The sequence below is a fragment of the Stenotrophomonas sp. MH181796 genome (assembly GCF_009659995.1).
In the GTDB taxonomy this organism is placed as follows: Bacteria; Pseudomonadota; Gammaproteobacteria; order Xanthomonadales; family Xanthomonadaceae; genus Stenotrophomonas; species Stenotrophomonas riyadhensis.
The window spans coordinates 607136-632650 of the sequence record NZ_RAHU01000002.1 but is presented as its reverse complement, the minus strand read 5'-3'; the positions used below and the strand labels follow the sequence as shown (position 1 = coordinate 632650).

General features: G+C 61.9%; 25 protein-coding genes. 4 read left to right on the top strand and 21 right to left on the bottom strand.

Going from position 1 to position 25515, the window contains the following annotated elements:
• Positions 1–281 precede the first annotated feature (281 nt).
• On the bottom strand, positions 282–629 hold the full coding sequence (locus D5301_RS06965) for a DUF2958 domain-containing protein (RefSeq protein WP_153855195.1): 348 nt from the start codon (positions 627–629) through the stop codon (positions 282–284).
• A gap of 271 nt (positions 630–900) precedes the next feature.
• Here D5301_RS06965 and D5301_RS06960 point away from each other — a divergent pair, with 271 nt between their 5' ends.
• The 3 genes from D5301_RS06960 to D5301_RS06950 are packed head-to-tail and all read left to right on the top strand — an operon-like array spanning position 901 to position 2636.
• Entirely contained in the window at positions 901–1194 is a 294-nt protein-coding gene (locus tag D5301_RS06960) for a helix-turn-helix transcriptional regulator (protein ID WP_153855194.1), read from the top strand.
• Between the two features lie 8 nt (positions 1195–1202).
• Positions 1203–1766, top strand: coding sequence for a hypothetical protein (locus D5301_RS06955; RefSeq protein ID WP_153855193.1), 564 nt, complete (start codon positions 1203–1205; stop codon positions 1764–1766).
• Between the two features lie 33 nt (positions 1767–1799).
• Positions 1800–2636, top strand: coding sequence for a macro domain-containing protein (locus tag D5301_RS06950; protein WP_153855192.1), 837 nt, complete (start codon positions 1800–1802; stop codon positions 2634–2636).
• 73 nt (positions 2637–2709) lie between these two features.
• Here the strand turns inward: D5301_RS06950 and D5301_RS06945 are convergent, their stop codons facing one another.
• The 4 genes from D5301_RS06945 to D5301_RS06930 all read right to left on the bottom strand — a co-directional run bounded on the left by D5301_RS06945 (position 2710) and on the right by D5301_RS06930 (position 7058).
• A complete protein-coding gene (locus D5301_RS06945) occupies positions 2710–3024 on the bottom strand; it encodes a DUF736 domain-containing protein (RefSeq protein ID WP_153855191.1) in 315 nt (104 codons plus the stop codon).
• Positions 3025–3800: 776 nt separating this feature from the next.
• Entirely contained in the window at positions 3801–4010 is a 210-nt protein-coding gene (locus tag D5301_RS06940) for a hypothetical protein (RefSeq protein WP_153855190.1), read from the bottom strand.
• A 60-nt stretch (positions 4011–4070) separates the two neighbouring features.
• Positions 4071–6149: a ParB/RepB/Spo0J family partition protein gene (locus D5301_RS06935; RefSeq protein ID WP_153855189.1), complete on the bottom strand. Its 2079-nt coding sequence runs from the start codon at positions 6147–6149 to the stop codon at positions 4071–4073.
• Between the two features lie 81 nt (positions 6150–6230).
• The gene (locus D5301_RS06930; protein WP_153855260.1) at positions 6231–7058 is read right to left on the bottom strand and encodes a DUF932 domain-containing protein; all 828 of its coding nucleotides are present in this window, start codon (positions 7056–7058) and stop codon (positions 6231–6233) included.
• A 548-nt stretch (positions 7059–7606) separates the two neighbouring features.
• On the opposite strand from D5301_RS06930, the gene D5301_RS06925 reads away from it, so the two are divergent.
• Complete coding sequence (locus D5301_RS06925) at positions 7607–9910, top strand: AAA family ATPase (RefSeq protein WP_153855188.1); 2304 nt, start codon at positions 7607–7609, stop codon at positions 9908–9910.
• A gap of 65 nt (positions 9911–9975) precedes the next feature.
• On the opposite strand, the gene radC (D5301_RS06920) is transcribed toward D5301_RS06925, so the two are convergent.
• From radC (D5301_RS06920) to traD, 16 genes are all read right to left on the bottom strand, one after another.
• The gene (gene radC / locus D5301_RS06920; protein WP_153855187.1) at positions 9976–10485 is read right to left on the bottom strand and encodes a DNA repair protein RadC; all 510 of its coding nucleotides are present in this window, start codon (positions 10483–10485) and stop codon (positions 9976–9978) included.
• 332 nt (positions 10486–10817) lie between these two features.
• Positions 10818–11885 carry a PDDEXK nuclease domain-containing protein gene (locus D5301_RS06915; RefSeq protein WP_153855186.1) on the bottom strand — a complete coding sequence of 356 codons (1068 nt, stop codon included), beginning with the start codon at positions 11883–11885 and terminating at the stop codon, positions 10818–10820.
• Entirely contained in the window at positions 11882–13084 is a 1203-nt protein-coding gene (locus tag D5301_RS06910; RefSeq protein ID WP_153855185.1) for a site-specific integrase, read from the bottom strand. Before D5301_RS06910 ends, D5301_RS06915 begins: the two co-directional genes overlap by 4 nt.
• Before the next feature lie 227 nt (positions 13085–13311).
• Positions 13312–13806 carry a DNA repair protein RadC gene (gene radC, locus D5301_RS06905; protein ID WP_024007868.1) on the bottom strand — a complete coding sequence of 165 codons (495 nt, stop codon included), beginning with the start codon at positions 13804–13806 and terminating at the stop codon, positions 13312–13314.
• A gap of 178 nt (positions 13807–13984) precedes the next feature.
• Complete coding sequence (locus tag D5301_RS06900; protein ID WP_029885963.1) at positions 13985–14749, bottom strand: DsbA family protein; 765 nt, start codon at positions 14747–14749, stop codon at positions 13985–13987.
• 13 nt (positions 14750–14762) lie between these two features.
• Positions 14763–17630: a conjugative transfer ATPase gene (locus D5301_RS06895; protein WP_029885962.1), complete on the bottom strand. Its 2868-nt coding sequence runs from the start codon at positions 17628–17630 to the stop codon at positions 14763–14765.
• Positions 17630–18070 carry a TIGR03751 family conjugal transfer lipoprotein gene (locus D5301_RS06890; protein ID WP_029885961.1) on the bottom strand — a complete coding sequence of 147 codons (441 nt, stop codon included), beginning with the start codon at positions 18068–18070 and terminating at the stop codon, positions 17630–17632. The genes D5301_RS06895 and D5301_RS06890 overlap by 1 nt, the downstream gene beginning before the upstream one ends.
• Positions 18051–19481 (bottom strand): TIGR03752 family integrating conjugative element protein, encoded by a 1431-nt coding sequence (locus tag D5301_RS06885; protein ID WP_023464783.1) that lies wholly within the window; start codon positions 19479–19481, stop codon positions 18051–18053. Before D5301_RS06885 ends, D5301_RS06890 begins: the two co-directional genes overlap by 20 nt.
• Positions 19471–20397: a TIGR03749 family integrating conjugative element protein gene (locus D5301_RS06880; protein ID WP_033972374.1), complete on the bottom strand. Its 927-nt coding sequence runs from the start codon at positions 20395–20397 to the stop codon at positions 19471–19473. The genes D5301_RS06885 and D5301_RS06880 overlap by 11 nt, the downstream gene beginning before the upstream one ends.
• Entirely contained in the window at positions 20394–21083 is a 690-nt protein-coding gene (locus D5301_RS06875) for a PFL_4703 family integrating conjugative element protein (RefSeq protein ID WP_009459666.1), read from the bottom strand. Before D5301_RS06875 ends, D5301_RS06880 begins: the two co-directional genes overlap by 4 nt.
• Positions 21080–21478 carry a TIGR03750 family conjugal transfer protein gene (locus tag D5301_RS06870; protein WP_009459668.1) on the bottom strand — a complete coding sequence of 133 codons (399 nt, stop codon included), beginning with the start codon at positions 21476–21478 and terminating at the stop codon, positions 21080–21082. Before D5301_RS06870 ends, D5301_RS06875 begins: the two co-directional genes overlap by 4 nt.
• Positions 21479–21489: 11 nt before the next feature.
• Entirely contained in the window at positions 21490–21849 is a 360-nt protein-coding gene (locus D5301_RS06865) for a TIGR03745 family integrating conjugative element membrane protein (protein ID WP_024308620.1), read from the bottom strand.
• Positions 21850–21865: 16 nt separating this feature from the next.
• Entirely contained in the window at positions 21866–22099 is a 234-nt protein-coding gene (locus D5301_RS06860) for a TIGR03758 family integrating conjugative element protein (RefSeq protein ID WP_009459672.1), read from the bottom strand.
• Positions 22096–22479, bottom strand: coding sequence for an RAQPRD family integrative conjugative element protein (locus D5301_RS06855; RefSeq protein ID WP_033972373.1), 384 nt, complete (start codon positions 22477–22479; stop codon positions 22096–22098). Before D5301_RS06855 ends, D5301_RS06860 begins: the two co-directional genes overlap by 4 nt.
• A gap of 98 nt (positions 22480–22577) precedes the next feature.
• Positions 22578–23327 carry a TIGR03747 family integrating conjugative element membrane protein gene (locus D5301_RS06850; RefSeq protein WP_033972371.1) on the bottom strand — a complete coding sequence of 250 codons (750 nt, stop codon included), beginning with the start codon at positions 23325–23327 and terminating at the stop codon, positions 22578–22580.
• Positions 23324–25513, bottom strand: a complete 2190-nt coding sequence (gene traD, locus D5301_RS06845) for a type IV conjugative transfer system coupling protein TraD (RefSeq protein ID WP_033972370.1) — start codon at positions 25511–25513, stop codon at positions 23324–23326. The genes D5301_RS06850 and traD overlap by 4 nt, the downstream gene beginning before the upstream one ends.
• Between the last annotated feature and the right edge of the window lie 2 nt (positions 25514–25515).

Below are 25515 nucleotides of genomic sequence, written 5' to 3'. Positions count from 1 at the left end.
AACGGCGTGCTACGGGGCCATCGTCAAAACGTCATGGGTGAAGCGTAAACTGGCAGTGTCAAGACCGATGAACTCCGATGCGTTGCTGAAATCGTCCGAGTGCGACGGCGGCAACGCACTCCAATGGCATGCCGCGTCGGTCAGCTTGCCGCAGGCCGCGCCAGGCATCATGACCGTTTCGATCTGGCACGCACCGCTTCGGTGCAACACTGCCGATTCAGACCGAACGGGTCACAAACCAGACCGAAATAGACACAGTGCGCCCCGCTTGGCGGTGGCGCTCAATCGGTGATCGAGCCGTTGTCTTCGGCCAGTCGCAGGTATTCCGACAGCCGCCGCACGGGCTGGAAGTAGCGATCCCGCATCACGGGCTGCTGGCGCGGCCCGACGATGGCGGCCAGGTCGGACAGCTTCACCGTTCCCAGTGCAGGCATGCCAATCCCCAAGTCGATCAGGCCGTGAGCAGCATCGCCATCGGCTGGGTCGAGCGAGGCTAGCAGCCAGGTGGCATGCGCATCTGGCGTGAACAGGCGCACCACGGGCAGGGGGTCGGTGTCCTGCCCGGCAGCGCGGGCCTGGCCGTTGGACAGCAGGCGCGTGCGCTCGTCGGCGGTGATGAGCGGAGTCATGGCTGTACGTCCACGGACTTGCAGAGCAGCAGAGGCGCTTTCACGCCTTCCAACGAAAGCACTAATGCGCAATCCCACGTATCCGCAGAGACGTAGAGGCACGAAGGCACATGCACGGAAGTCAGGAAAGACACGGATCAGGCTCTCCGCTTTTGAAGAAAACCGCCAATGCGGCTTTCAGTAAAAGAACAAATAAACGAAATGAACACTATAGATTGTAGTCCTATAGGGCGCAATGAGTTGTCATTCTGGATTTTGGGGAAAGTCCAGAATGACGACGCTCAAGCCATCGCTGCCCGATGCGTTGCGAAAGATCAGGAAAGCACGTGGCCTGAGCCAAGAGGCGTTCTCGGACGTGTCCAGCCGCACCTATCTAAGTTCGCTGGAGCGCGACCTGAAAAGCCCAACGCTAAACAAGCTGACCGAACTGTGCGAAGTCATGAAGGTTCATCCGCTCACGTTGCTGACGCTGGCGTATGCCGGTGATAGTGAGCAGAAGGCCGATCAATTGCTGGAGCAGGTGCGACAGGAGCTTGAGGCGCTACTAAATCAAAATGGAGATTGAGAGACGATATGGCGTATCGAAACGGGAATTACACAGCCTTTTACGTTGCAGAACCGTTCCATCCCAGTGCGCTGGGTGCCAATGCAACTAAAGATTTTCAGTACTACAACACCCTGAGAATGTGGAAAGGCGCTGATGCAGCGTTCCCCTTCGTGGATTCTCATGCAAAAACTTACAGCGTCCGCGACGGCAGCGATTGGGAGTGCACACTTAAACCCAGACTGCGTGAACGCCTTCGCAGCTCCAAAAACATCATCCTCATACTGAGTTCAATCACGACGAACTCCCGCGCCCTTCGGGAAGAAATCGACTATGGCATCAATGACCAAGGGCTCCCCATCATTGTCGTCTACCCGGAGTACGCCACCAAGGAAAGCCTTCTCGTCAGTGGATCATTGAAGGAGGGGGTCAGAAACCTCTGGGGACGCCTGCCCATTTTCCGGGATTCGATGAGCAAAGTCCCTACGCTTCATGTCCCAATGAACAAGGAACTCATCAAGAAATCTTTGCAGGATGGCGAGTTCATGGTGGGGACTAAGAAGGCCCCGGGTATCTACAGATACAACCCATAATCAATTGACACCTTGGAGCGAACGGTTTTCATCATGGCGAAGGTCAACTTTTTTGATAAGCGGGTCATCAAGAAATTTCTTGAAATCACATCTGTTGTCAGTGGCACGCTGTCAGTCGTAGTTCTTTTTGTTGACATTCCTGCCGAATGGAAACTTAAGGTCGGCTGGGCTTTTTTGGCACTACTGGCCCTCACCTACTTGATGATATGGCTCCGGTCGAACAGTTTGAACAGTATCAACATCAATGTCGAAGGCAGCGATGTTGCGATTAAGACCGGCGACATCTTCCAGCAGCCAGGGTTGAAGGCCATCGCCTTCAATGAGTACTTCGACACCTTGGTGGACAATAAGGTGATTGGTGATACGTCCCTCAATGGCATTTTTATTCAGAAGCATCTTGGCGTACCGACGTCCGAACTGGATCGCTACATCGAGGGATATGCCTTTGACGACAGAGAAGTCATAGATGAGAACGAAGCAAGGAAACAGGGGAAGAAGAAAAGGTATCAGATAGGCACGATCTGCTTGTACAAAGACTACTTGCTGACCGCACTTTCCAAATTTGACGAGAACAACAAAGCGATACTAACAATGCCGGAGTACCTTGAGTTCCTCATCAACTTTTGGGACAAGGTCAACAATGTCTACGCTCAGAAAAGCGTATCAACCACGATCTTCGGCTCAGGAATCACGCGAATCAAAGGGCACAAGAACATTTCTGACGAGGATCTTCTGAAGATAATGCTGTGGACGTTCAGGATCAGTGAGATGAGATTCAAACATCCCGCGAAGCTGACCATCGTGATCCACAAGGACAAGATCGACCAGATCAACCTTCTCGACATCAAATCCGCTAGAAACGGCGTGTAATTCGTCATAACGGCCCTGAGCAATCCAGCAACACCACGCCCCGGCGTAACCGGCGGGGCGTGGTGAGCGGCTGTCAGGCCGCCTTGGGCTTGCTGCGTGACCAGATCAGGTCGTGCGTGCCATCCTCGCCTTCGATCAGCCGGGCATAGACCGTTGCCGGGAACGAAGGATCATCCAGCGTCACGGACACATAGGGGCGTCCGGCCTCGCTGGTCTTCTTCCACGCCGCGCCGATGTCGTGGCCAGCCGCTTGCAGGCGGTAGTCGGGTGCGCTTTCGTTGTCACCCTTGTCGTTGGGAACCAGCTTGACCTTGACGTTGAGCGTCAGGGTGCGAAGCGTGCCGGTGAAGCCGTCTTTCTCTGCGGTGAGGGTGCCGATGTTAGCCATGATGATTTCTCCTTTCGGGTTGAACAAGGTCGCGCCAGTGCGTCCTTGTTGTGATCCGCCCGGCGGGGGATGGGCTGGCCGCACCGCGGAGCGGTCGCAACAACGTGGAGAACCTGGAGGCGAAAAGAATTTGCCCCGCTAGGAATGCGCGCAGCGCAGGGGAAATTGTTTTCGCCGCAAGGTTGTGGTCATAAAGCCCAAGGCGCAGCCGCGCCACCGCCAGGATTCACGACAAGCCAAGGACGCACGGGCCGCCCGCTCCCGAATGGAGACATGGCCGACTCGGCATCCTCGCATGACAACTTCACCGGCTTGTTCCCTGACGCGGCCAGGTCAATGCCCCAGCAACAAGGTACGAACGCTCCTGCCACAACTTGCGGCCACATGCTTGATGCGTGGCGTGGAAGATCCACATCGAGGCCAGGTGGTGTGTCGGTGAACCGTCCTTCATGACGCACAGGCAACGAACCGTCAGCGTCGAGCATGGCACGCTTTCGTGCAACCTGCCGCAGCAAGCCGGGGCGTAGCCCCACAAGCGCCGCCCATTGCGGCGAGGTGCTGTCGGAATGTCGGCGGCGCGTGCGCCGCTGCACTTGCATGGCTTCAATGGCTTTTGCGCACAAGGCGACTTGTGCGCGGCCCCTTTGTCGCCTGACCGAAGGCGGCAAAGGGGCGTTTTGGCTTTGAGCCTTGAAACCGGGCGCGGCCACCGCCGCGCCCGGTTTTTTGGTATTCCCCGCGCCCAAGACGGAACGGCTTGGGCGCGGGGCTGCTCCCTATTCTTTGGTTTCGATGATCCACCACACGGCACGCGGCAAGGCGCGGCCCGTGATGGGGTGTAGGTCGGTCAGGTCGGCGCGGGCTATCCAGCCGCAAGGCGGGCGGTAGCCGCGCACGTCGCCATCGCCATGCCAGCGGCGGGCGCACACCGTGCCGGGGGCGTAGGTCGCGGCCATGCGTGGGCGGTTCGTGGTGTTGTGGCTCATGGGGGAATCCTCGGCATGAAGCGCCCCGGCCGGAACCGGGGCGCTATCTGTGGTGCAAGGTCAGGCGGCCAGTGCCTCGGCCTGCGTCTGCTCATCCGCCACGGCGGCGACTTCCTCCGGGGCTTCGGCTGCCTCGTCCGTTACCACCTCCTGCACGGTCTGCTGCGTGGCTTCGGCACGGAAGATGGCAGGCATCCAGCCGGTGCCATCGGCCAGCCGTTCGGCTTCGCTGGCAATGTCGCCTTTTTTCAACTTCGCCAACCGGGTGACGTGCTCCGGTGCGAATTCGCCCACGGCGTCCAGAATCGCGGCCTTCGGCACATGCTGGAAATAGCCTTCGGCGGTCGGTTGCCACCATGCCGCCATGTCCAGCGTCACGGCCTGCGCCAGTTCAGCACCCGGCTGGTGCTGTGTGGCGCGGGGCGTCACCACATCGACCGTGGATGCCACGCATACGGCCAGCAGGCGCACCAGTTCATCCTGCGGCTTCGCCAATAGTGCGGCGAACAGTTCGGCGCTGTCCTCCGGCAAGGCTTCACCCGCTACCTGTTGCAGTTCGCGCAGTGCCACGGCGGCGGGCGATTCCGGCCAGTCCGGGGCCATGCCTTCCAGCCGATCTTGCTGGGTCAGCTTCACGCCCAGCGGCAGGTCGTGGCCGTAGTAGCTGCCGTGCAAGACGGTCTGCACCATGCCATGCACCAGTGCGGCCAGCGCCACCTGCGGATGCCGGGCGACTTCGATTTGCAGCGCGGCGGTACGGTGGGCGCTCAAGCGTTGCGCCAGCCGGTCGGACATGGCGGCGGTCTTGGGGGCGTTGTCCGCTTCCTCTCCTTCGTCGTCGTTGTCGGCTTCGCTGCCGAAACCTTGCCGCAGCCGTTCAAGCGTGCGCAGCGCCTTGGCCTCAGCTTCGCGCAGCAGGCCACGATGAATCACGGCCTCGCCGTTGCGGTCGATGGTGACGATGGCCCCGGCGGCAGCTTTGACGGCTTCCCCGTAGTCCAGCAAGCCATCTTCCAGCGCCTGCAACTGTTCGCCCAGGTGTTCGCCTTCCTCCTGCAAGGCGTCGGCCTTTTCTTCATCGTCGGCGTCCAGGGCGGCATCCACGGCCTCGGCCAGCGCCTGCATCTTGGTTTGCAGCTTCTCGATGCGTTGGGCTTCGCGCTTGTTCGGGCTGCGGCGCTGCCTCGGGGCGCGCTGGAAGGCTTGCAGGTCGGCATGGGTCGTGCCGGGGGTGGCATCCACCCATGCCCAGCCTTCGGCCTTCACCTCGGCGGCAAGGCTGGCCAGCTTGTCCTGCGCCAGCCGTTCCAGCAGCGTGGCATCGGTCAGATACACGCCGCTATCGGCTTCCGCGAACAGATCGCGGCGGGTGCCACCGCCTGCGGCCTCGTAAGCATTCAGCCCAACGAAGCGCACCAGCGGATGCCGGTGGGCATCAATCTCGCGCTCCGTCAGGCGGTCGCGCAGGTTGTGCGGGCTGCGCTGCCATGTCGGCGCATCGTAGAACGCGGCTTCCTGTGCGGTGTGGTCGTCGGTGATGGCAAGTGCCATCAACTGGTCAAGGCTCACGGCCTCGGCTCGATAGTCGGCCAGCAGGCGCGGCGACACGTTGGCGAGTTTCAAGCGGCGCTGCACCACCAGCGGCGTGACGCTGAAATCTGCGGCAATGTCCTCGATGGGTCGGCCTTCGGCCACCAGCGCGGCGAATGCCTCGAACTGGTCGGCGGGGTGCATAGCTTCACGCTGCACGTTCTCGGTCAGGCTGGCCGTGCGGGCGGTGCCATCGGCCACCAGCAGGCAAGGCACCTCCCATTCCTTGCTGATGCGGCGCTTCTTCGCCAGCAGCTTGAGGGCGGCAAGGCGACGGCCTCCGGCCACGACTTCGTAACGCTCGCCGTCAGCGGTCGCGGTCACGATCAGGTTTTGCAGCAGGCCGACACGCTGGATGCTGGCGGCGAGTTCGGGAATCGACATGCGCGGGGTCTTGCGCACGTTGCGGCCCGTGGGACGCGATACCAGCCGCGACAGCGGCACAAGAATCAGATTCTTGCTCGGGTCGGCGGCTTCCAGCAGCACGGCAGGCGCGGCGCTGGCCGTGGCGTGGATGGCTTGGGCTTCGGTGTGGTTGATGGCGTTCATGGTGAAAACTCCTTGCGATGATGGAATGCAGCAGCGAATGACGCGGCAAGGGTTGCTGCCTGCCCCTGCCGCGCAGGGAAATCAGGCTTTCAATTGGCGCAGGCCGTCGGCCAGCAGCCACAGGGCGCGATTGAGGCGCACATCGGAATCAATGCCCTGCACCGGGCGGGTCTGCTGGCGGCGTCCGTTGGCGCTGCGTCCAGACAAACCGCCTTTGGTCAGGTTTTCCTGTATGCGGTTGAAGGTCATCCACAAGTCCGGGCGGCGGTCGTCGAACCGGCGCGGCATCAGGATTTGCGATTCGGTGATTGGGGCTGGCTTGTCCGGGTCGTCGTACTTGAGCGACAGCGCGGCGCGGGCGAACACTTCGGCCTCGCCTTCGTCCAGCGTGATGGCCTGCATGGACTCGCGGGATTCCAGCGCACGGTCAAAACCGTGCAGTACCTGATAGGCACCTTCGATCACTTGCCCGGCCACGTCGCTCTTATGCGGCACGCGCACATCGGCCACGGTGTTGCCGCAAACAAGGCCATTGCTGCACACGAAACGGAACATGCCGGCCAGCATCTGGTAGCTGCTGGTGCCATCGTGCGAGTTCAGCAGAATGATTTCGTTGGCCTCGCCTCGGGCGTTGATCTGGCTGGCGTGGCGCAGCCGGATCATGTGCTTGGTGTAATCGCGCCGGTCTTCGTGGCGGGTGCGGGTCTGCGTCACCATGAAGGGCTGAAACCCTTCCTTGCGCAGTTCGGTCAGCACCGTGGCGGTGGGGATATAGGCGTAACGCTGGGAACGGCTTTCGTGGGGCGCTTCCGCAAAGATGGACGGGGCCACGCGGTGAATCTGGTCATCGGACAGCGGGGAGTCGCTGCGCAGTACCGGGGAACGGGAAGCGAAACGGGATGCAAGCATGGTCTTTCTCCTGACGAAAAGGGTTTGCTGTTCAAACCGCACACCGGATTCCTAGATTCGGAGCCCAGCCTTTCGGCTGTTCGGTGCGGTTGGCACGAGGAACCCGGTTGGCCCTGTTGCCACCGTCTTTCCTGAGTTCATCGCCCGCGACGGTCAGGAGCCCACGGACGTGGGCCGTCAAGGAAAAAAGTGTCAGGTAGGTGCGGCCCGCAGGCGCAGCCGAGGACACGGCCTGACGCGCCTTGATGGCACGCGGCCACGGGCTACAGTCGCGAGCAAGGTGATGAAGTCAGGAGAGACGGCTGGACATGGCAACGGCCGCCGCTATGTGCAAACCGCACGCAAGCGAAGCGCGCAGGCCCGAAGCTGGAAGCCGGGCCGTAGGCGTCAGGGATGTGGAAGGCTGGTGAATGCCAGTCCCGTCGGGGATGAGCGAGTAGCGAACCTGGAGCAGCGCGGTCCGCGAAGCGGAGACGCAAGGGCACTCTTCGCTTATTATTGTCTTTGCAAGAAAATGTTGCCAAAGCAAGAATGGGGAGATTCCAAAAATGATCGTCTGCATTAACCGTCTCAAGCAGTTCGGCATCTTCAACGACTTCAACGGAACAAAGATTCAGAAGTTCGGCCGGTATAACTTGGTCTATGGTTGGAATGGAACAGGCAAGTCAACCCTATCGAATCTTTTCTCTTGCTTTGAGCTTCGCTCGATGGTTCCTCGTTTTAGCGCGGGGCAGTTTTCAGTCGCTTTGGAGGACGGCTCAACGATCACCGAAGCCACACTTCACTCATCCCAATTGAATATTCATGTTTTCAACCAACGCTTCGTGCATGAAAACATTGACTGGGACAAGTCTGTAAAAAGCATCCTTCTTATTGCGAAAGAGAAGATTGATGACCTACAGAAGTTGGAGAAGCTTAAGGGCGAGCTTCAGTCGAAGAAGAAAGCTTTCGACGACAAGCAAGGCGATATCAAGAAACAGCGTGAGGCATTGGATAAGTTTCTGACCAATGCTGCTAAAAAGATGAAGCTAGGACTTCAGGCGATTGATACAAGCGATAGCTATTATTTGAATTATGACCGCCGCAAACTCTCTAGTTTTATTCAGAAAAACGGAGAGGCCATTACCAAGGCCGAGTCGGTTCTTCCGGATGACAAAGTTATTGACCTTACGAACGCCGCCAAGCCAGATCAGTTGCCAAGCATCATGTTCACCTCAACGGTTATTGAGCCAGACTATTTTAAGAAGGCGGCGGGTCGCATCAGAGATTTGATTGGGACTACGGCGGTCAATCAAGCTATCCAGCGGCTGACTGATAACCCAGACATCCGCGAATGGGTTCAAACAGGCTTGGAGATCCATAAAAGCCATGACTCGCAATCCTGCGAGTTCTGTGGCTCTCCGTTCACCCAGCTTCGTGCTGAGGCTCTTGCTGCCCATTTCAGTAAAGAGTTTACGGATTTTCAACACCGACTTCAGAGTGCCGCCACGTGGATTGAATCCCAAGGGGCTCCAGCCAATCAGTTACCCGCAGCGACCGAGTTTTATAAAGAACTATCGGCCGACGCAGAGAGGCTCCAGAAGGAATACACATCTGCTGCTGAGAAGATCGACCAGCAGATCGAAGGATGGCGGGAAGCCCTGAAAGCTAAAATTACAGACCCTGCAAAGACAGACATTTTGGTCACAGACGTTGTTGAAGATGATGTCACAAATTTCAATGAAATATTGAAGTCGATTGCTGCTCTCGTCGGAAAGCACAACAATAAGACTTCAAATTTCAAATCTGAGACCTCAAAAAGCAAGGTGGCACTGGAACTTCACTTCGCTGCGGCTGAAGTGCAAGAATTTGACTATGCTGGAAGCGAGAAGAAATGCAATGACCTTGAGTCAGAAGCAAAGAACGACTACAAGGAAATTGAAAAAATTAGTCGAGAGGTCGGCGCCATAGAAGCGCTGCTATCGAATGAAACGGTCGGGGCGAAGGAATTCAATGACATCTTGCATCGTTTCATTGGCCGCTCTGAACTTTGCCTGAGCTTCAATCAAAAGAAGAAGGGTTATGAAATCATCAGAAACGGAGTTGGTGAGCATGACGGGAATTTGAGTGAGGGTGAGAAGACTGCGATTGCATTTGTCTACTTCATCACGAAGCTCAAGGAAAATGGAAACAACATCAAGGACACGATTGTCGTCGTTGATGATCCAGTTTCAAGTTTTGATTCAAATCACTTGTTTCATGCCTATTCATTCCTGAGAACGCAATGCACGGAAGCCAAACAACTTTTTGTACTGACTCACAACTTTACGTACTTTAAGCTAGTGAGAGACTGGTTCACTGGCACCAATAGGAATCGAGTCAAAAAAGGCAATGCCGAGAATTGCTTCTTTTATCGTCTAGATGCGCCACCTGGCTCCCCTCGTCACTCCCTGCTTGTGGATGCCGACGACTCACTGAAGAACTACGGTTCCGAGTACCACTATATATTCAAGAAGCTCTACGAGTACAGGGCCCACACGACACTCAATCGAGATGAGGCGTTCTTGACCGCTAACCTCGCCCGAAAGCTTGTTGAATCGTTCTTCACCTTCAAATATCCAAGGCGGCGAAGCGACATTAGTCAATTGATGGAGGCTGGCCTTAAAGATTGCACCATCACGACACCAGAGCTTAAAGAAAAAATCTACCGCTTTATCAATAAGTATTCACATAGCGACGTTATTGAGATAACTGAGGAATCCGCAGAAAACTTAGCAGGCGAAAGCCACAGCGTCATCGGGCACATCTTCCAGTGGCTGGAAGAGGTGGACAAGAAACATTACGACGAGATGATTCAGGTTGCGACGGCCTGAGCATCAGGCCGCGAGGGCATAGCTATGCCACCAGGTGCAGCACAAAGGGGCCGAAGCCCCTTGGGCTAGATCAGCCCACGCTCGGCGAACGATGCCGTTTCGTTGCCCGCAACGATGATGTGATCGAGCACGCGCACGTCTACCAGACCCAACGCTTCCTTGAGCCGTTGGGTCAGCGCCCGGTCAGCCGCGCTCGGCTCGGGGGTTCCGCTCGGATGGTTGTGCGAAACGATGACCGCAGCCGCATTGAGCCGCAGCGCCTCCTTGACCACTTCGCGCGGATACACCGATGCACTGTCGATGGTGCCGTGGAACATCTCCCGATACTCGATCAGCCGGTGACGCGTGTCCAGAAACAGCACTGCAAAGACTTCATGCTCGAAACCTGACAGCTTGTTGCTCAGGTACTCCTTGACCAGCGCAGGCGAAGTGAACTCAGCACCACGCTGCATCTTCAGCTCGACGGCCTGGCGTGCCGCTTCAAGAATTTGATCCACCGACGCCGGCAAGTAGCGCCCCTGCGCGTCACGCACCAGCAAAACGTCATCGAACGAGGAAAAGGACAGTTGCGACATGATCGTGCTCCGGTTGCTCGGGCGGAATTGCCCGGAACCGTGGCCAGCACGGCGCAGCGTAAGCAGTCAGGGATCGAAGACGGACGACAGGCCGCAAGCGTGCTAGCACGCGCAGTCATTGACGGTGAGAACGCCGTGATACGGTGAAGGGAACAGCAAGACCGCCCACACCCACTTACTTCACACAGTCGGCTTTCGGGCAAGCGGAGCGCGCAGGCCCACGAGGGCCGAAGGCGTCAGGGGTCAAAGCCGGATGGCTGCGATTCGGCACGAAGCGCGGGGCGTAGCCCGCGAACCCGACGGCGGTACGCCAGGACGCACTGATGCTGCTGTCAGGACTTCTCGCTAGGCTCCCGCTGCTCGATCTGCAATCGCGCCCTCTCGGTCGCCTGCTGCAGCTTATCGCCCAGCACCGCTCGCGGCGGCAAGCTGGTCAGGTACTCGGCGACGTGGATGCCTGACTTGTCCAGTTCCAGTAATTCGATCTGTTCGCGCTTCTTGCCGGTGCAAAGGATGATCCCCAGCGGCGAGGCTTCTTCCGGCTCCCGCTCGTGCTTGTCCAGCCAGCGCAAGTAAAGCTCCATCTGTCCCTTGTAGGCTGCCTTGAACTCGCCGATCTTCAATTCCACCGCCACCAGCCGCCGCAGCTTGCGGTTGTAGAAAAGCAGGTCAAGGTGGAAATCCTCGTCGTCGATCTGGATGCGCTTCTGCCGGGCAACGAAGCAGAAGCCCGCGCCCAGCTCCAGCAGGAAAGCTTCCATTTCGCGGATGATGGCTGCCTCCAGGTCGCTTTCCTGCCAGCTATCCCGCAGCCCCAGGAAGTCGAGGATGTAGGGATCGCGCATGACCAGTGCTGGGGTCATGCGCTTTGCATCGCGCAGGGTCGCCAGCTCCTGCGCGATGGTTTCTTCCGGTTTTTGGGATAGCGCCGTGCGCTCGTACAACATCGAGTCGATGCGCTCGCGTAGCGTCCGCACGCTCCAGCGCTCGGTGCTCGCAATCTGAGCGTAATAGTCCCGCTGAAGGGGGTCTTTCAGCGGCAGCAAGGCCACGAAATGTGACCAGCTCAATTGTCGTGACAGCGTCACGACAATTGGCTCCTGGGGGTAAGTGGCCGCGAACTGCACCATCCGGCGCAGGTTCTTGTCCGCGAAGCTGCGCCCGTAGTCGCGGACAAGCTGCTCGGCCAGGGAAGGCAAGATCTCCTCGCCGTACTCGGCACGCTGCCCAGCCAGCACCTCCGTATGGATACGCTGGCCGATGCGCCAGAACAGCAAGGTTAGTTCGGCATTGACCGCCGAGGCGGCGCGCTGGTGCGCAGCCTCAATCAGTGCCCGAATGTCACCCAACAGTGCCTTCGGCGCTGCTGGTGAAGGGGTGGACACCTTGCGCCTGCTCATCCCGTCACCTCCGCAGGGGATTGCTTAGCGCCGGTGATCGCCTTGCGCCGGTTCGCCACCAACTCGGCGGCCTCCCGCACGGGCTTGTCTTCGGTGTGGACGTAGCGCATGAACATCGCCACGGTCTTGTGCGCCGTCAGAGCCATACCGACCTTCACTGGGATGCCAGAATTGGCAATGTCCGTCGCCGAGCGGTGACGGATGCCGTGCGTACCCACATGCGTCACGCCAGCAGCTTTGAGAGTGCGGCTCCAACCGTTGTAATACTCCCCGTCGGTCAAATGCCGATCAGGGTGGCGCGGAGACGGTAATACATGGGGCGTCGTAGCATTGCGAGCCGCCGTCGAAAGAAGCCGATAGGCTTCTTCGCTCATGGGCTTGGACATACCGCCTGTCTTGCTGTCAGGCCACACCACCCGCCGGTTTTCCAGATCAATCCAATCCCATTGGAGTGAGACGATCTCAGAAAGGCGAGCGGCAAACTCGAATTGCAGGCGGATGGCCAACGGGATCACAACATGCTCCAGCCCTTCAGCCTCTAACTGGTCAAGGTAGCGAAACAACTTGCCCATTTCCTCGTCGCTGATGAGGTGAGTCGCTTTGCCGTTCGGGTACATGGGTACATGGCGGCATGGGTTGGTGCCGTCAGGGCGATAGCCCCATACCTCTGCCAAGTTGAACATCTTGCGCATCACGCTGAACGTGCGGTTCGCATCAGCGGGCTTGTGGGCCATCTTCTTCATCATCGAAGCCACGTCAGGCCGCTTCAGATCCTGCACCTTCATGCGGCCAAGCATCGGGATGATGTTGCGATCAATGACGCTCTGATAGCCTTCCTGCGTGCTCGGCTTGTTACGCTGGCTGGAATAGTCCTCCATGAACTTGATGCAGAGTTCCTTGACCGTGGGTGCCTGACGCGCTGCAGCCTTCTCTGCAGCAGGGTCGCCACCCCGGCGCACTTGCGCCAGCCACTCCTGTGCCAGCGACCGGGCCTGTTCGACGGTCAGCTCACCGTACAGACCCAGGGCAGGTTTGCGCCGCTCTCCGGCGTTCGTGCGGTACTGGAGCATGAACACCTTGCGGCCTGCCGGGGTGATCTTGCACAGGAAGCCAGGAACCAGGGTATCGCGCAGTTCGACTGGCTGGGCTTGGGCTTGTGCCGCATCGACTGCGGACTTGGTGAGTTTGATTTTCGCCATGATGACTCCTCGGAAAACCCGATTTCCAGGAGCCTGTTGGGAGCCAAGCGGGTGGAAGCCGGGTCAAGTTTCAGAAAGCACCGGCATATGATGAATCCGCCTAAGTTATTGATAAACCTGCTGTATCAGACTATGGCGTAGTCCAGCGAAGTTCGGTGCTGGAGTCATGGTGAAATAAAAAAACGGAGGCCGAAGCCTCCGCGAGGATCAATGAAGCAATGCGACCGTTACAGCAGGCCTGACTCCGCAAAGGAGAACGGGGAACCTTGGCCTACGATGATGTGATCCAGTACCCGTACATCGATGAGCGCCAGCGCGGCCTGCAGTTGCTGGGTCAGCACACGATCCGCGCTCGACGGCTCGGAGATGCCCGAGGGGTGCTGGTGCGCGAAGATCACCGCGGCGGCGTTCAACTCCAGCACACGCTGTACGACGACACGTGGATAAACAGAAGTCGAGTTGATCGTGCCCCTGAACAATGGCTCGTAGGCCAGCACCTGGTGCATGCTATCCAGGAACACAGCGGCAAATATCTCGTTGGGTTCAGCGACCAGTTTCACGCGCAGATAGTCCCGCACGGCGGCCGGCCGGCTGAGGCATGGTCCAGCTTTGAAGATCCGTTTTTCCAGCAGCACGATGGCCTGCTGGATGATCCAGTCTTCGTGTTGGGCAGCTACGGCGGAAAGCGACTCCACACAGGAGTCATTGATGGCGAAAGACATGGCGAACCTCCAGACGGTGAGATCGGAGGGCGCGCGCCCCCGAGGGCAAGCCCTCCTGGGGATGAGAATGAAAAGATGCATCCATCACCGCGATTGGGGTGACCGTTCGCGGCCAGGATGCAAGGCGAACGAGTCGCGGTCAGCGCAGAGGACTGCGCCGTAGCCTTGAAGACCGGGGCTACCTGGGCATGTCGCCGACGACGTCGGCAGGCATTTCGGATGTGGGTGTGCTGGTCGGACCGTCAGCCGCCAGCATGTCCATGGCTGACAGCAAGGCATCGCCCTCGATCGGCCCCTGCAGCAGGATGGCCTGGCCCGTTTGGCGATCGAGCAGGCGCAGCGACGGCGTGGCGGTTACGCCGCTCTTGGTGGCTTCCGCAGCCTGGGCGCGGATAGCCGCACTGGGCCTTTCGCTTGCCATGCACTGCTCGACGGCTGGCGTCGATTCGGGGTAGCGCAAGCCATCGGGCAAGCCCTGGCCGTCGCTGCGCGTGTGGGCATAGACCCATTCGATCGCCTGCCAGAACGCGACATGCCCACCTGCTTCGGCAGCGCATTCCACTAGGCGTGCCTCGGCTGACGCGGCCGGCTCGTGCTCGGCCAGCGGCTGGTGGTGCCATTGCAGCGCCACGTCGGTGTTGTTGCCGATCCACCGCTTGAGCTGCGGGAAATATTCCCGGCAGAACGGGCACTCCAGGTCGGCATAGAGCGTCAGCGTGAAACGGCCTTTGGGGTTGCCCATTAGCCAGGGCGGCCCGGCCACCGGTGCCATGCTGACCGGCGTGGGCGGCTGCGGCGGGGATTCGCCGGGCGACCTCGACACAAGCCAGATCAGCAGCAGCGCGACCAGCACAGCAGCCAATGCCCAAGGCCAGCGGGGTCGCCCGTTGCGGCGGCGGAACGCCTGGACCTGCATCGGAATGGAAGGACGTTTCTGTTCCATGGCGTTCTCCGTCTTACGACAGTTCCAAGGCCGGCGACTCGATGCCGCGCGCCTGGTCGATCTTCTCGGCCACCTTGAAGGCCGCTTCCAGTTCGGTGCAGCCGTAGTGCTGCATGAGCTGGTAGCGCTCGGCCTTCTCTTCGGGTTCGGTCTGCGCCAACGCCAAGTACAGGCTGGGCGGCACGGCGCGGAACAGCACTTCCATGCTCTTGGAAAGGATGACGCCCTCGGTGAACTTGCCCGCTTCTTTGCGCGCCGAGAGCATCAGCGCTTTCTGCGCGGGCGAGAGTTCGCGGAAGCGTGCAATCTTCTCGACCTCATCGGGCGGCATCGACAGGCAGATCCACCACTCAATCATGTTGAGCATGGGCTCCGCGGCACGCGGCAGATCGTCGATATTTTGTGTAGCCAGCCAGAACCAGGCCCCTAGCTTGCGCCACATTTTTGTAATTTTTACAACGTAGGGCGCAAGCAGCGGGTTCTTCGTGATGATGTGGCCTTCGTCGGTCACATTGATGATCGGACGGCCCAGGTACTGGTCGCGCTCGGCGATGTTGTTCACCGTGCTGATCAGGCTGATGTAGGCGATGGAGAGCTGCGCGTTGTAGCCCTCCCGGGCATAGGTCGCGAGATCCACCAGCGTGATGTCGGCCTCGGGCCACGGCGTGCCATCGCGATCGAACATCTCGCCGTCCGTGCCTTGGCAGAACATGTCCATCGCGTCCGCCATCTCCAGCAGCCGCACGCGCCGCATCTCGGGCAGCGTCGGGTCCTGGCCGCGCGTGCGCAGCGCGTTGCGCACGTCGCGCGTGAGCACCGTGCGTTTCTCGGCCACGCAGTGCTCGGCGGCATCGAGGATGCACTGGCGGATCAGCGAGCGATCGGCCCGCGTCATCCGGGCTTCTTCCTTGTCCTCGCCGCCTGTGATCATCAGCCGTGCCGTGATCTCCAGTTCACCCAGCACGTCGCGCTGCTCGTCCTCCTCCATGACCGAGGAATCGGCTGGCAATTCTTCATCCAGTGCATCGGCATCCAGCGTCTGCACGTTGCCGGGCGTTTCGATCAGCCGGCGAGCGTCGGCGAACGGCGCTAGGCTGATGCCCGAGCCAGGAGCCAGCTTGACCCGGTTCACGGTCAGACCCAGGCGCTTTGCGAAGTCGCTGAACAAGCCGAAGCTGTTGCCGGCCTCCACGATGAACAGCCGCGGCCGGTAGATGGCCGTGACCTGGTTCAAGAGGTTGTTGAGCGTTGCGCTCTTGCCCGAGCCGGTGGGGCCGAACAGGAACAGATGGGCGTTCATCTGCCTGTCCAAGCGGTTCAGTGGATCAAACGTGATCGGCCCGCCGCCGCGGTTGAAGAACGTGTTGCCCGGATGACCCGTACCCTGGCTGCGACCCCACGCCGGCGAGAGATTCGCCACATGCTGGGCGAACATCAGTTGGGTGAACCAGTTCCGTCGATCTTGCGCAGGGTTGTAGCAGCACGGTAGCCAGCGCAGGTAGCTGTTGAGCGGCGCGACTTCATCGTCCTCGCGCACAGGCTGCAACCCCGCGTTGAGCATCACGTTGGCGAGGTCCAGACCGCGCCTGTCAAGTTCGGCTTCATCGCGTCCGCGCAGATAGAAGGCCAGCGTGCCGCGGTAGAGCTTGTGCGCGCTGCCGATGAGCGAGCGTGCCTCCTGCACATCCTTGAGCGTTTGTTCCGATGCCAGTGTTTCGCCGACAGCCTTCTTCGCCAGGTGATTCAGGTGCGATTCGAGGATGTCCTGGGGCGTCGCCACCATGGTCAGACACATCGTAGTGTCTTCGGGCATCTGATCGAAAAGCGTGTTGATAGCGTCCCCCTTGCGGGTTTCGCCGGTCAGGTGCCCCGTACCGGGCGGCATGCGTAGCCGGTCGGTGACCAGTACGCGATGCGGCATACCGTCGAAGTACCAGGTGCCGTGCTCGGCATCGGAGCGAGGCTGACCGAAGAATAGCCGTTGACTGAAGTCCCGACCACTCGCCAGCTCGATTTCACCTTCCTCCACCTCGTCGGGATAGCGGGCCAGCGCATAGAAGCGCTCTCGCTCCTCTGCGCCGGGCCCGAGCATCGTGGGGCGTGGGTTGAACCAACGCAGCAGCCAGTCGTGAACATCGGCCGCGACCATGCGCCGGGCCTGGATGCCGGCGTTCGCCAAGCCGCCGCAGAGGCGATCGCAGACGATGTTCAGCATTTGCTCGGGTGTCTGGCCGCGGCGGTTCGCCTGCCCGGCGGCCCGGCGATAGACCACCATGCGCACGCGCCGCGTCTGGCCGCGCCAGCGCAACCGCGTGACCACCGTATCCTCGAACAGTCCGCCGGGCTTGGCCACCGCGCGCAGGTGGTGGCCAAAGAAGCGGAGGTAGAACTCGGTGAAGGCCGTGCTGCGGGCGCGCGGCTGCACGTAGTCGCGTAGCGTCTGCATGTACTGGTCGAAGCTGGGCTCGTCCTGTGCATAGAGCTGGAGCACCCACGGGTTCTCATCCAGCTCATCGAACGAGTCCTGGAGCGCGTTTTCGAGCGCATCGCGGGCATGAGCGAGCCAGCCCGGCTCCCGACCTTCGGTGCCTAGCGGGACCAGTTCGTAGAAGGCCGCGACCGATTGCCCGTCCTCCAGCAGCATGGACTTCGACGGCGGCAGGAACTCCACCCACGGCAGCAGCTCCGCGAATGACTGCGCAACGTCGTACATCGCCTGCTCGTCCGCCACGGTCGCCGGCCTGCGGCCCTGGACCGTCGCTCCGGGTTCGGCAATGCCGGCCTGGCGCAACGCCTCGACGTGGCGCTGCCAGCCGTCCGGCTGCTCGTCATTGCCACCATCGGATGCAGCCAGCTTCGGCCAGGGGAGTTTCCAGCGCATCAGTAGTCCTCCACGCGCTCGCCCGGCATGGCGTACTGCACTCGCTGGTACAGGGGAAAGACCGTCGTGTAGCCCGGAACCGGCACGGGATCGGTGCCCGCCAGGTGCGGGTACACATACATGACAAGATCGGGGTTCGGCAGGCGGTGGAACTGGCGATAGACCTCGTTGCGCGCCGTGCGCGTGTAGCGCATCTGCTCGGTGGGCGCGGCCTCCACGTCGGCCTCGGTCAGCGGCCGGCGCAGGCTCTGGCGTGCATCGAGCAATTGCCTGCGCGCCACCTGGCCGGCGCCACCACCCCCGTCACCGGCGTTCTGCTGCCAGATGTCCATCATCGTGCTGTCGCCGTGGGGGAGCAGCTTTTCCTTGCTGGTGGCACAGCCGCCGAGCACCGCGACGGCGAGGGCCAGCGCCAGGGCCTTATTCAAGTTCGAGAGCATGGCTTTCTCCTGCGCGGTGATCGACCTTGCGGCCTTCGGGATCGAAGTCGATGGCGAGCGGCTTTTCGAGGTGGACGGCGACCTTCGCGCCGGGCTGGACATAGACAGCGGCGAACGCCTGGCCGTACAGCTTGTTCACCCAGTCGGCCATGTCGCGCACGCCACCGGCCAGGATGCGGCCCACGGCTTCATTGCCCGAGATACCGACGCTGCCGATGGAGCCGTCGGCGCCGACGTAGGACATCTGGCCGCTGTCGCTGTCGATCAGCGAGGCGACGCCGGCACCGGCGGCGGTAATCAGGGCTTGCGAGCCAAGGTACTGCTGGGCGTTGCTGCGCCGCTCCCCGCTGACGCAGGGAATGCCGTATGGGTCGCTGATCCAGCCCAGGCCTCCACTTTGAGAGTTCTGCTGCTGGTTGTTTTGCTGGTTGCCGTCGCGGTCTTCGGGGATGGTGCGGATCGTGCCGTCGTGGAAGACGAAGGTGATGCTGCGTACCTGGCCGCGCACGCACGAGAGCGTCCAGTCGCCCGATGCGGTGCCGCTGAACACGGCACCGGCCACGTCGGGAATGTCGATGCCATTGGCGGTCAGGTTGTCCTGTCCGACCAACACCTTGAAGGGGTACGGATCGTTGACGGTTCCGTCGATCGGCACGCGGCCGATCAGCGCCGTCATCGCCACCGACCCCATCAGTGTCGAATTGGTCGGTACGGTATAGACCGCCTTGGCGCTCTTCACGCCTGCGGCGCGTGCGCCCGCGTTCGCCACGGTTTCGGCCGTGGTTTCCAACGTGCTCTGCGCGGGGCCGAAGCTCGTCGGGAAGCTCATGCCGCTACCCGTGCCACGACTGCTGTTGCGCCCCTCGGCTTTCCTCGCATCGTCGGGTTCGACCCAGCGCACGCCGCCTTCCATGCCGGCCTCGTCGCCGTCACGCAGCCCCAGACCCACCGGCAGGTCGGCATGGCCGCCGCCACGTCCGCCGATACTGTCCAGGCGCCGTTGCAGGTCGGCCAGCAGTCCTTCGGTCTGCTGGCGCGCGCTGGCTGCCTGCTCTTGGTCGCGACGCAGGTTGGTGCGCTCGGAGTCGAGGGCCGAATTGATGCGCTGGTCAATGGAGTTCTCGCGCTGGCGCAGTCGCTGGTTTTCTTCGCGCTGGGATTTGTTGTCCGAGAGCGCGGTCTGAAGCTCGGTGCGCAACTGCTTCACTTGGGCAACGAGCGTCGCCACGGTGTCGCGCGGGGTATCGCCCTCGATGCCCAGCGCCTTCATTTCCGCTGGCGTGAGCTTGGCGCCGGCATCCGCGGTCGGTGGTGCCGAAGTGCTGCCTCCCGAGAACAGCCGGATGGCGACGAACAGCACCAGCACGGCAACCGGGATCATCAGCCACTTCAGGAGTCCATTACTGCGCATGGCGGACCTCCTTGCGGTCGGTGCCATCCTGGGAACCGGCTTCCGGTTGCGGGAGATGCACGGCCGGGTCGAAGCGGTTGACCGCTGGTAGCAGCGATTGCGCAAGGCCACGCCCGCGCGTCACCAGGTACAGGACGGTCGTGTCCTCGGGCGTCCCGCGCGGGCCAAGCGCCTCGTGTTGGAAGGTGGCGGTGAGGAAATCGCCTTGCAGCACGCGCGGGTCCAGGGTGATCCAGCCGCTGCTGCTGTTGGTCAGGCGCACGGCGGTCACCCACTGGTCTTCCAGACGCCATGACGCGAGCGCGACCGCGCGCACGGGCAGCGTCGGCATCAGCGTGCCGAGGTCGAGGCCACTGCGCAGGTTCACCCGCATGACGCTCGGCAGCGGCTCCACGGTGCGTAGCGGCGCGTAGAGGTTCTGTGCGGCGAAGCGCGTCAGGACAACCGACACCGGGGTCTCGCGTCGCGCCGCTCGCGCGCCGGCCTGGTCCTGGGCGCGCGCCGGAGCTTCGTTGTCATCGCCGGGCTGATCGCCATAGCGCGCCGGGGTGCTGTTGCCCTCGACGATGCGCACTGGTTCCAGCTCGGCTTCGCCGTCCTTGGCTGGCTCCGCCGCAATGTCCAGCAGGATCAGCGCGCCCGTGTCGGCGTCCTGCAATTGCAGCCGCGTGGGCTCGATCGGCTCGCTAGCACGCAGGTACACCGCGCCGCCCGCGCTCTGCACCCGTAGGCGCTCGCCGACGCCCGCAGGTACGCCCACGCGGACGTTGCGGTCGATGAACACGATGCGCTCGTGGCCGACCTTCAGCGGCACCGCCAACGGCATACGTTCCCAGCGCAGGATCTCCACCGCCTGGACAGCAGGAGCCGCGGCCACGGCCAACAGCCCCAGCAGCGTGAGTACAGGATGCTTCATGGGGTTTCTCCTTGGGGCGCTTGCGGAGACAGGCCACCAGACGCCGGGCGCGTCGGCTCCGGCGTGCTGATGCGCTGGGGCGCGCCCTCATAGCAGTCGAGCGCCAGGCCGAACGGGTTGCGGGCAGGATCGACGTCCACCCGCGTGACCTTCACGGGATAGCGCACCAGAGCGCGCTTGACTTGCTCGGCGCCGTAGTACTCGTCGGCGGTGATGTCCAGCGTCACTACCCAGTCGCGGTCGGAAACCACGCGTACGCGGGCCGTGGGGTCGTCGCCGTAGCCGCGGCCGGGGATTTCGTAGATGCCGCGCACGCGCTGGCGCAACTCGCCCGTGCTGCGGCGGTAGTCGTAGTCCGCGCGCAGGAAGGCCTGGCAGGATGGGGTGAGGTACGGCGAGAGCGTGTGGAGGTTGCGCGCGTAGTCCTCTTCGCCATTCGTCGGCCAGCGGTTGAGCGTCTGGAACACGTAGAACGTGAACGCATAGACCGATTCGGGCGGCACTTCCCACCACTTCCTGGTACTGCCGGAGCGCAGGTCAGGCGGAACGTGGATGGTCAGATCGCGGGGAGCGCTCCACCAGCCGCCACCCATGACCAGGGCGACGATGATCAGGGCGCCAGCACCCAGGCGAAGCGTCTTGATGTGCGCCTGCAGGTGGGTGATCTCGTTCTTGAAGCGGCTCATCGTGCGCTCCTTCGGGTGGTCCAGAAGCCGGAGCGCGAGATCAGCACATGGCCGCCTACCCAGCCCGCCATCAGCGGATGGCGTGTGGCAATGCGCCATTGCAGTTGCCGATACAGCCAGGTGTCGGGACGCCCGCGCTTGAGGCGGCGAAGAATGCCGCCGCCGATGAACACGCCGAAGGCCACGCCCAGGACGACGAACGTGGGTGCTAGCGCGATCGTGCGGAACACCCACGACAGCGGTGCGCCGACCAGCAGACCGGCGGCGCCGGACAGGCCGCAGCAGATCCACAGCTCGTCGGCGGTGAGACCGCGCACCACAACGGGATGTCGATTGAGCCGGTGCGGAAGGAACGTGACCGTCCCGTCCGCACGGACGTGCTGCTGCTCGGACATACCGGCCTCGCTTACAGGATGCCGGTGGCTTCGGTGAGCAGCCAGATGCCGATCACGAGCAGGACGGCGCCGATGGCGACCGTGAGGCCGAACTGGCCCCACGTCTTGCGGCCTGTGTGGATTTCCGCGTAGGTCCCGTAGGCGTGGTAGCACACGCCGATGAACATGGACGCCACCACCAGCAGAGCCACGAGCATGATGATGTCGTAGCCGTAGTTGCGGATCGTTTCCATGATGCCGTTGCCTGTGCCGCGGGTCGGGTTCTCCAACTGCGGCAGACCCTGCGCGAACGACAGCGCGGGCAGCGCTGCGGTGCCCAGGGCCACGGTGGCGCGCTGGGCAAGACGGGAAGTGAGGATGCGGTTTTGCATGGTCATGCCTTTCAGGTCAGGAGAGGAGGAAGAAAGTCAGGACGAGGTACATCGCGACGAATCGGATGCAGACGCCGAGGAACTGGCGCTGGTTGAGGCGGCTTTCGGACCACCCCACGTAGGCCGTTCGCATGGCCCAGACGCCCCAGACGAGCAGGACCGCGAACACGACGCCGACCAGGACGGTCGCCATCGCTGAAGGCGCGATGCCGCTGTTGGCTTGAAATGCCGAGACCTGGGCGCCGTTCATGGCTTGCCCTCCGTGGTCGTCGGCGGTGATGGCGGGACGATCCGCTCCGTGCGGTAGTCGCCGATCAGTTCGGAGGCGTCGCGCGGCTGGGCGCGCGACGGTGTGAGATGGGCCTGGATGCCGGCGCGCACGCGCGCCAGGTCAGCCAGCAGCCTCGGGTAATCGAAGTGGTAGCGCTCGCCCGGCTGGATGGGGGCATGCGTAGCGCTGTCGGCGACGGTGCGCTCCAGCGCGTCGAGCTGGCGCAGCGCTGCGACCAACTCCTGACGCTGCGCCGGGGACTCGGCCAACGCCATCGAGGACTGACCCAGTACAAGGGCCGTCACGAGAAAAGTGGGCACGCCGCGATGCGCGGCGCGCAGCCAGATCGGAGCCAACATCGCGCCATTCCTGTGTGATCAGCAATGGCTCGATCGTGGAGATCGGGGCTGTTTCAGGCCGCAAACAATAGGAACCTGCAGATGACCGGATTGATCTGCTAGAGGTACTTCTTGAAGCTGCCCGCAGTCAGGCTCACGGCCAGTCCCAGCAAGGCGGCGCTCGGCAACAGGATCAGCAATGGATGCACCGAGATCGGCAGCGCCAGGTACGTGATCCACGGCAGCACGGCCAGCGGCATGAGGCTGGCTTTCGCACGGTGGTAGATGAACCCGGATTCGCGGCCCGCGCCGAACCTGCGCACGTCGCGTCGCACCAGACCGTCAATCAGACCGACGAAAGCGGCCGTGAAGATCAGTGGCAACGTGAGCACCAGGACCAGCAGGCGCACCAGGAAGGTCAGCGTCGTGAAGGCTGCGGCGATGAGGTAGCTCTCGGCCCAGACATAGACTTGGCTGATGTAGTAGCGGAAGTTGCGCGTCTGCTCGTGGCTGGGCGCGCGGACGCGCTCGGCGGTCTGGCTCATGCGCGCCAGCAGCCCCGAGCGAACGAACACCCATTCGTAGCCTGTATCCACCAACTCGTGCGCCGTGCGCCCTGGCTCCTGCACGACCACGCTGCGCGTGAAGTGGCTGGACAGGTGCCCAAGCTCGTACTGCAACATCTGCTGGGAATGGCGCCAGCCCTGATCCTTCCAGAACAGGTGCATGCCGACGCACTCCACCACGATCGAGAACAGCAGCGAGCCAATCAATACCCCGAGCAGGCGAAATGGCAAGGTGATGGTGCCGACGATCAGACCCTGGCGCTGGTTCTGCTCCCGCTGCGCGGTCGAGGCGGCGTCCTTCATGGCGCGGCCTCGTCGGTACTGTGGTCGGTGTCGGTGGCCACCGCAGCAGGCTCGGCTGGAGCAGCATCGTCCAGCAGGTCATCGGGCAAGGCCGCATCCTGCAAGGCAGGGGAGCTAGTGAAATCCCACCACTGCGTGGCCTCGCTGTAGCTCTGGCGCATGTATCCGGCCAGTTGCTGCAGATCCGCCGGCATCACTTCATCCGGGTCTGGTGTCGGCAGCGGCATGCGAACCTTCCAAAGCTGGCCGCCTTGCAGCAGCGCGAAGCACTGGCCTTTTGGCAGGCCGACTACGTGCGATGGCTCGATCATCGGCACGCTGGACATGCTGATGCGGTCCTGGGTGTTCGACGTGAAATCCGTCGCGCCACGGATGTCCGAGCTGTCGGTCGCCCCTGAGACGATGGTGGTGGTATAGACCTCGACCTTCGGCAACTGCCGCGTCAGCAGTTCGGCGGTGGCCGTCTCGCGCACGCGCAGCATGAACAGGTTGTTGAAGTTGCCGATCACCTGGCCAGCTTTCGCGCGGTTGCCGATACGGGCCTCGATGTCCGAGAGGGTCTGCGTGTACGCGGTGACTTGCAGCCCGGCGCCGCCGCCTTTGTTGATAAGCGGCACGAATTCGTCACCCATGAGTTCATTGAATTCATCCGCATGGACGTTGATCGGCACGCGCGCGCCAGCCGAAGCGTCAGGCAGGCCATCGTCGATCCCGTGCTTGTAGATATGACCCGCGACCGAAACCAGGTCGGAGAACATGGAGTTGCCGACCGCTGCGGCAACCTCGGCGTCGGACAGCGCGTCCAGTCCCACATAGACGATGGCGCGCTTCCTGATGACTTGCATCCAATCGAAGATCGGGCGCGGGTCGGTCAGGTCGGAGTAGTTCGGGGCCAGGAGTTGGGCGATCTTGCCGCTGGTGAGCTTTTCCAGCAGCGGCAGCAACGATGCGACGATCTTGTCGAAGTAGGTCTTGTCGTACCGAACTGCCGAGCGCAGGCCGTCGAGCACCGGGTCGTAGTTGCGCGCCTGGGAGAGGTACTGCTCCAGCGCGACCACGCGCTTCTCGCGCCCGATCATGTTGCGCGGGATGTTCTTCTCGTTGAGCTTGGCCTCGATCTGGACGATCACCTCCCAGGCCTTGGGCTCGGTCTTGGCGAAGTAGTGCTGGGCGTACTCGATAAACAGTGCGTCGATGTTGATGACGTGCCGCTGGATCAGCATGTAGTCCGGGCGCTGCCCCAGTTCCACCAAAGCGCGGGCAATGATGTTGACGAAGCGCCACGCGAACTCCCGGAAGGCCGCGCTGTTGCCTTCACCGGAGAGTTGCCCTGCGATACGGGTGGCGACTTCCGAGATGCGACCGAAGCGTCCTACCGCGTTGTAGCGGGCGCTGATTTCCGGCCAACCGAGATGGAAGATGTAGAACTCGCCTTCACGGCCTGTGCGCTGGGCTTCGACGTACATCCGCTTCAGGAGATCCGCGTCGCCCTTGGGATCGATAACGATCACGACCTCGTGCTCGCCGGCAGCGTTCTTGCGACGGATGTCCTGAGTCACAAACAGCTCGGCCAGCCGCGTCTTGCCCACGCGCGTCGTGCCCAGCACCAGCGAATGTCCGACGCGCTCACCCAGCGGCAGGCTGACGTCCACCTCGTCGGGTTCGATGCCATGCAGCCGCGGCAGGCCACCTACAGGTGGCAGCGGGCGCACAGGGTTGAAAGGAACGTCCCAGCCCGTGAGAGCGGAGAGCCGGGACAGCGGGAACGGCGCGAATTCCAGCCGTTCCTCCAGCCGACGCGCCAGGCGATAGGCCGGTGTCGGCTCCGCGTAGCGGCGAAACTCCGGCCGGTATGTCTGCATGAGCCTATGGGTGTGCTTCTGCTCCCACAGGAATCCGCGCCCGATGAAAAGCCGCTGCTGGCTGACGGGCACATCCTTGCTTGTCATCACGTAGCGCGGCAGGCGGCGGATGTTGCGCCTGTAACGCAGGATGACGCGAGCGTCGCGGTAGCGGATCGCGCCGTAGGCGCCGAACGCCAGGGCGCTGCCGACGCCCATGGCAGGGCTCAGCGCGAGCGACCACGGGGCCACCAGGGACAGAAACGCGGCGCCTGCACACGCTGCGACGGTGTATAGCTCCACCGCTGGGCGTAGCAGAACCTCGATCGGCTGTTTCCCCGACATGG

Bases quoted from the DNA above. Each gene is read 5' to 3' on its own strand.
- D5301_RS06965 (WP_153855195.1), bottom strand. From the start codon at position 629: ATGACTCCGCTCATCACCGCCGACGAGCGCACGCGCCTGCTGTCCAAC.
- D5301_RS06960 (WP_153855194.1), top strand. From the start codon at position 901: ATGACGACGCTCAAGCCATCGCTGCCCGATGCGTTGCGAAAGATCAGG.
- D5301_RS06955 (WP_153855193.1), top strand. From the start codon at position 1,203: ATGGCGTATCGAAACGGGAATTACACAGCCTTTTACGTTGCAGAACCG.
- D5301_RS06950 (WP_153855192.1), top strand. From the start codon at position 1,800: ATGGCGAAGGTCAACTTTTTTGATAAGCGGGTCATCAAGAAATTTCTT.
- D5301_RS06945 (WP_153855191.1), bottom strand. From the start codon at position 3,024: ATGGCTAACATCGGCACCCTCACCGCAGAGAAAGACGGCTTCACCGGC.
- D5301_RS06940 (WP_153855190.1), bottom strand. From the start codon at position 4,010: ATGAGCCACAACACCACGAACCGCCCACGCATGGCCGCGACCTACGCC.
- D5301_RS06935 (WP_153855189.1), bottom strand. From the start codon at position 6,149: ATGAACGCCATCAACCACACCGAAGCCCAAGCCATCCACGCCACGGCC.
- D5301_RS06930 (WP_153855260.1), bottom strand. From the start codon at position 7,058: ATGCTTGCATCCCGTTTCGCTTCCCGTTCCCCGGTACTGCGCAGCGAC.
- D5301_RS06925 (WP_153855188.1), top strand. From the start codon at position 7,607: ATGATCGTCTGCATTAACCGTCTCAAGCAGTTCGGCATCTTCAACGAC.
- radC (WP_153855187.1), bottom strand. From the start codon at position 10,485: ATGTCGCAACTGTCCTTTTCCTCGTTCGATGACGTTTTGCTGGTGCGT.
- D5301_RS06915 (WP_153855186.1), bottom strand. From the start codon at position 11,885: ATGAGCAGGCGCAAGGTGTCCACCCCTTCACCAGCAGCGCCGAAGGCA.
- D5301_RS06910 (WP_153855185.1), bottom strand. From the start codon at position 13,084: ATGGCGAAAATCAAACTCACCAAGTCCGCAGTCGATGCGGCACAAGCC.
- radC (WP_024007868.1), bottom strand. From the start codon at position 13,806: ATGTCTTTCGCCATCAATGACTCCTGTGTGGAGTCGCTTTCCGCCGTA.
- D5301_RS06900 (WP_029885963.1), bottom strand. From the start codon at position 14,749: ATGGAACAGAAACGTCCTTCCATTCCGATGCAGGTCCAGGCGTTCCGC.
- D5301_RS06895 (WP_029885962.1), bottom strand. From the start codon at position 17,630: ATGCGCTGGAAACTCCCCTGGCCGAAGCTGGCTGCATCCGATGGTGGC.
- D5301_RS06890 (WP_029885961.1), bottom strand. From the start codon at position 18,070: ATGCTCTCGAACTTGAATAAGGCCCTGGCGCTGGCCCTCGCCGTCGCG.
- D5301_RS06885 (WP_023464783.1), bottom strand. From the start codon at position 19,481: ATGCGCAGTAATGGACTCCTGAAGTGGCTGATGATCCCGGTTGCCGTG.
- D5301_RS06880 (WP_033972374.1), bottom strand. From the start codon at position 20,397: ATGAAGCATCCTGTACTCACGCTGCTGGGGCTGTTGGCCGTGGCCGCG.
- D5301_RS06875 (WP_009459666.1), bottom strand. From the start codon at position 21,083: ATGAGCCGCTTCAAGAACGAGATCACCCACCTGCAGGCGCACATCAAG.
- D5301_RS06870 (WP_009459668.1), bottom strand. From the start codon at position 21,478: ATGTCCGAGCAGCAGCACGTCCGTGCGGACGGGACGGTCACGTTCCTT.
- D5301_RS06865 (WP_024308620.1), bottom strand. From the start codon at position 21,849: ATGCAAAACCGCATCCTCACTTCCCGTCTTGCCCAGCGCGCCACCGTG.
- D5301_RS06860 (WP_009459672.1), bottom strand. From the start codon at position 22,099: ATGAACGGCGCCCAGGTCTCGGCATTTCAAGCCAACAGCGGCATCGCG.
- D5301_RS06855 (WP_033972373.1), bottom strand. From the start codon at position 22,479: ATGTTGGCTCCGATCTGGCTGCGCGCCGCGCATCGCGGCGTGCCCACT.
- D5301_RS06850 (WP_033972371.1), bottom strand. From the start codon at position 23,327: ATGAAGGACGCCGCCTCGACCGCGCAGCGGGAGCAGAACCAGCGCCAG.
- traD (WP_033972370.1), bottom strand. From the start codon at position 25,513: ATGTCGGGGAAACAGCCGATCGAGGTTCTGCTACGCCCAGCGGTGGAG.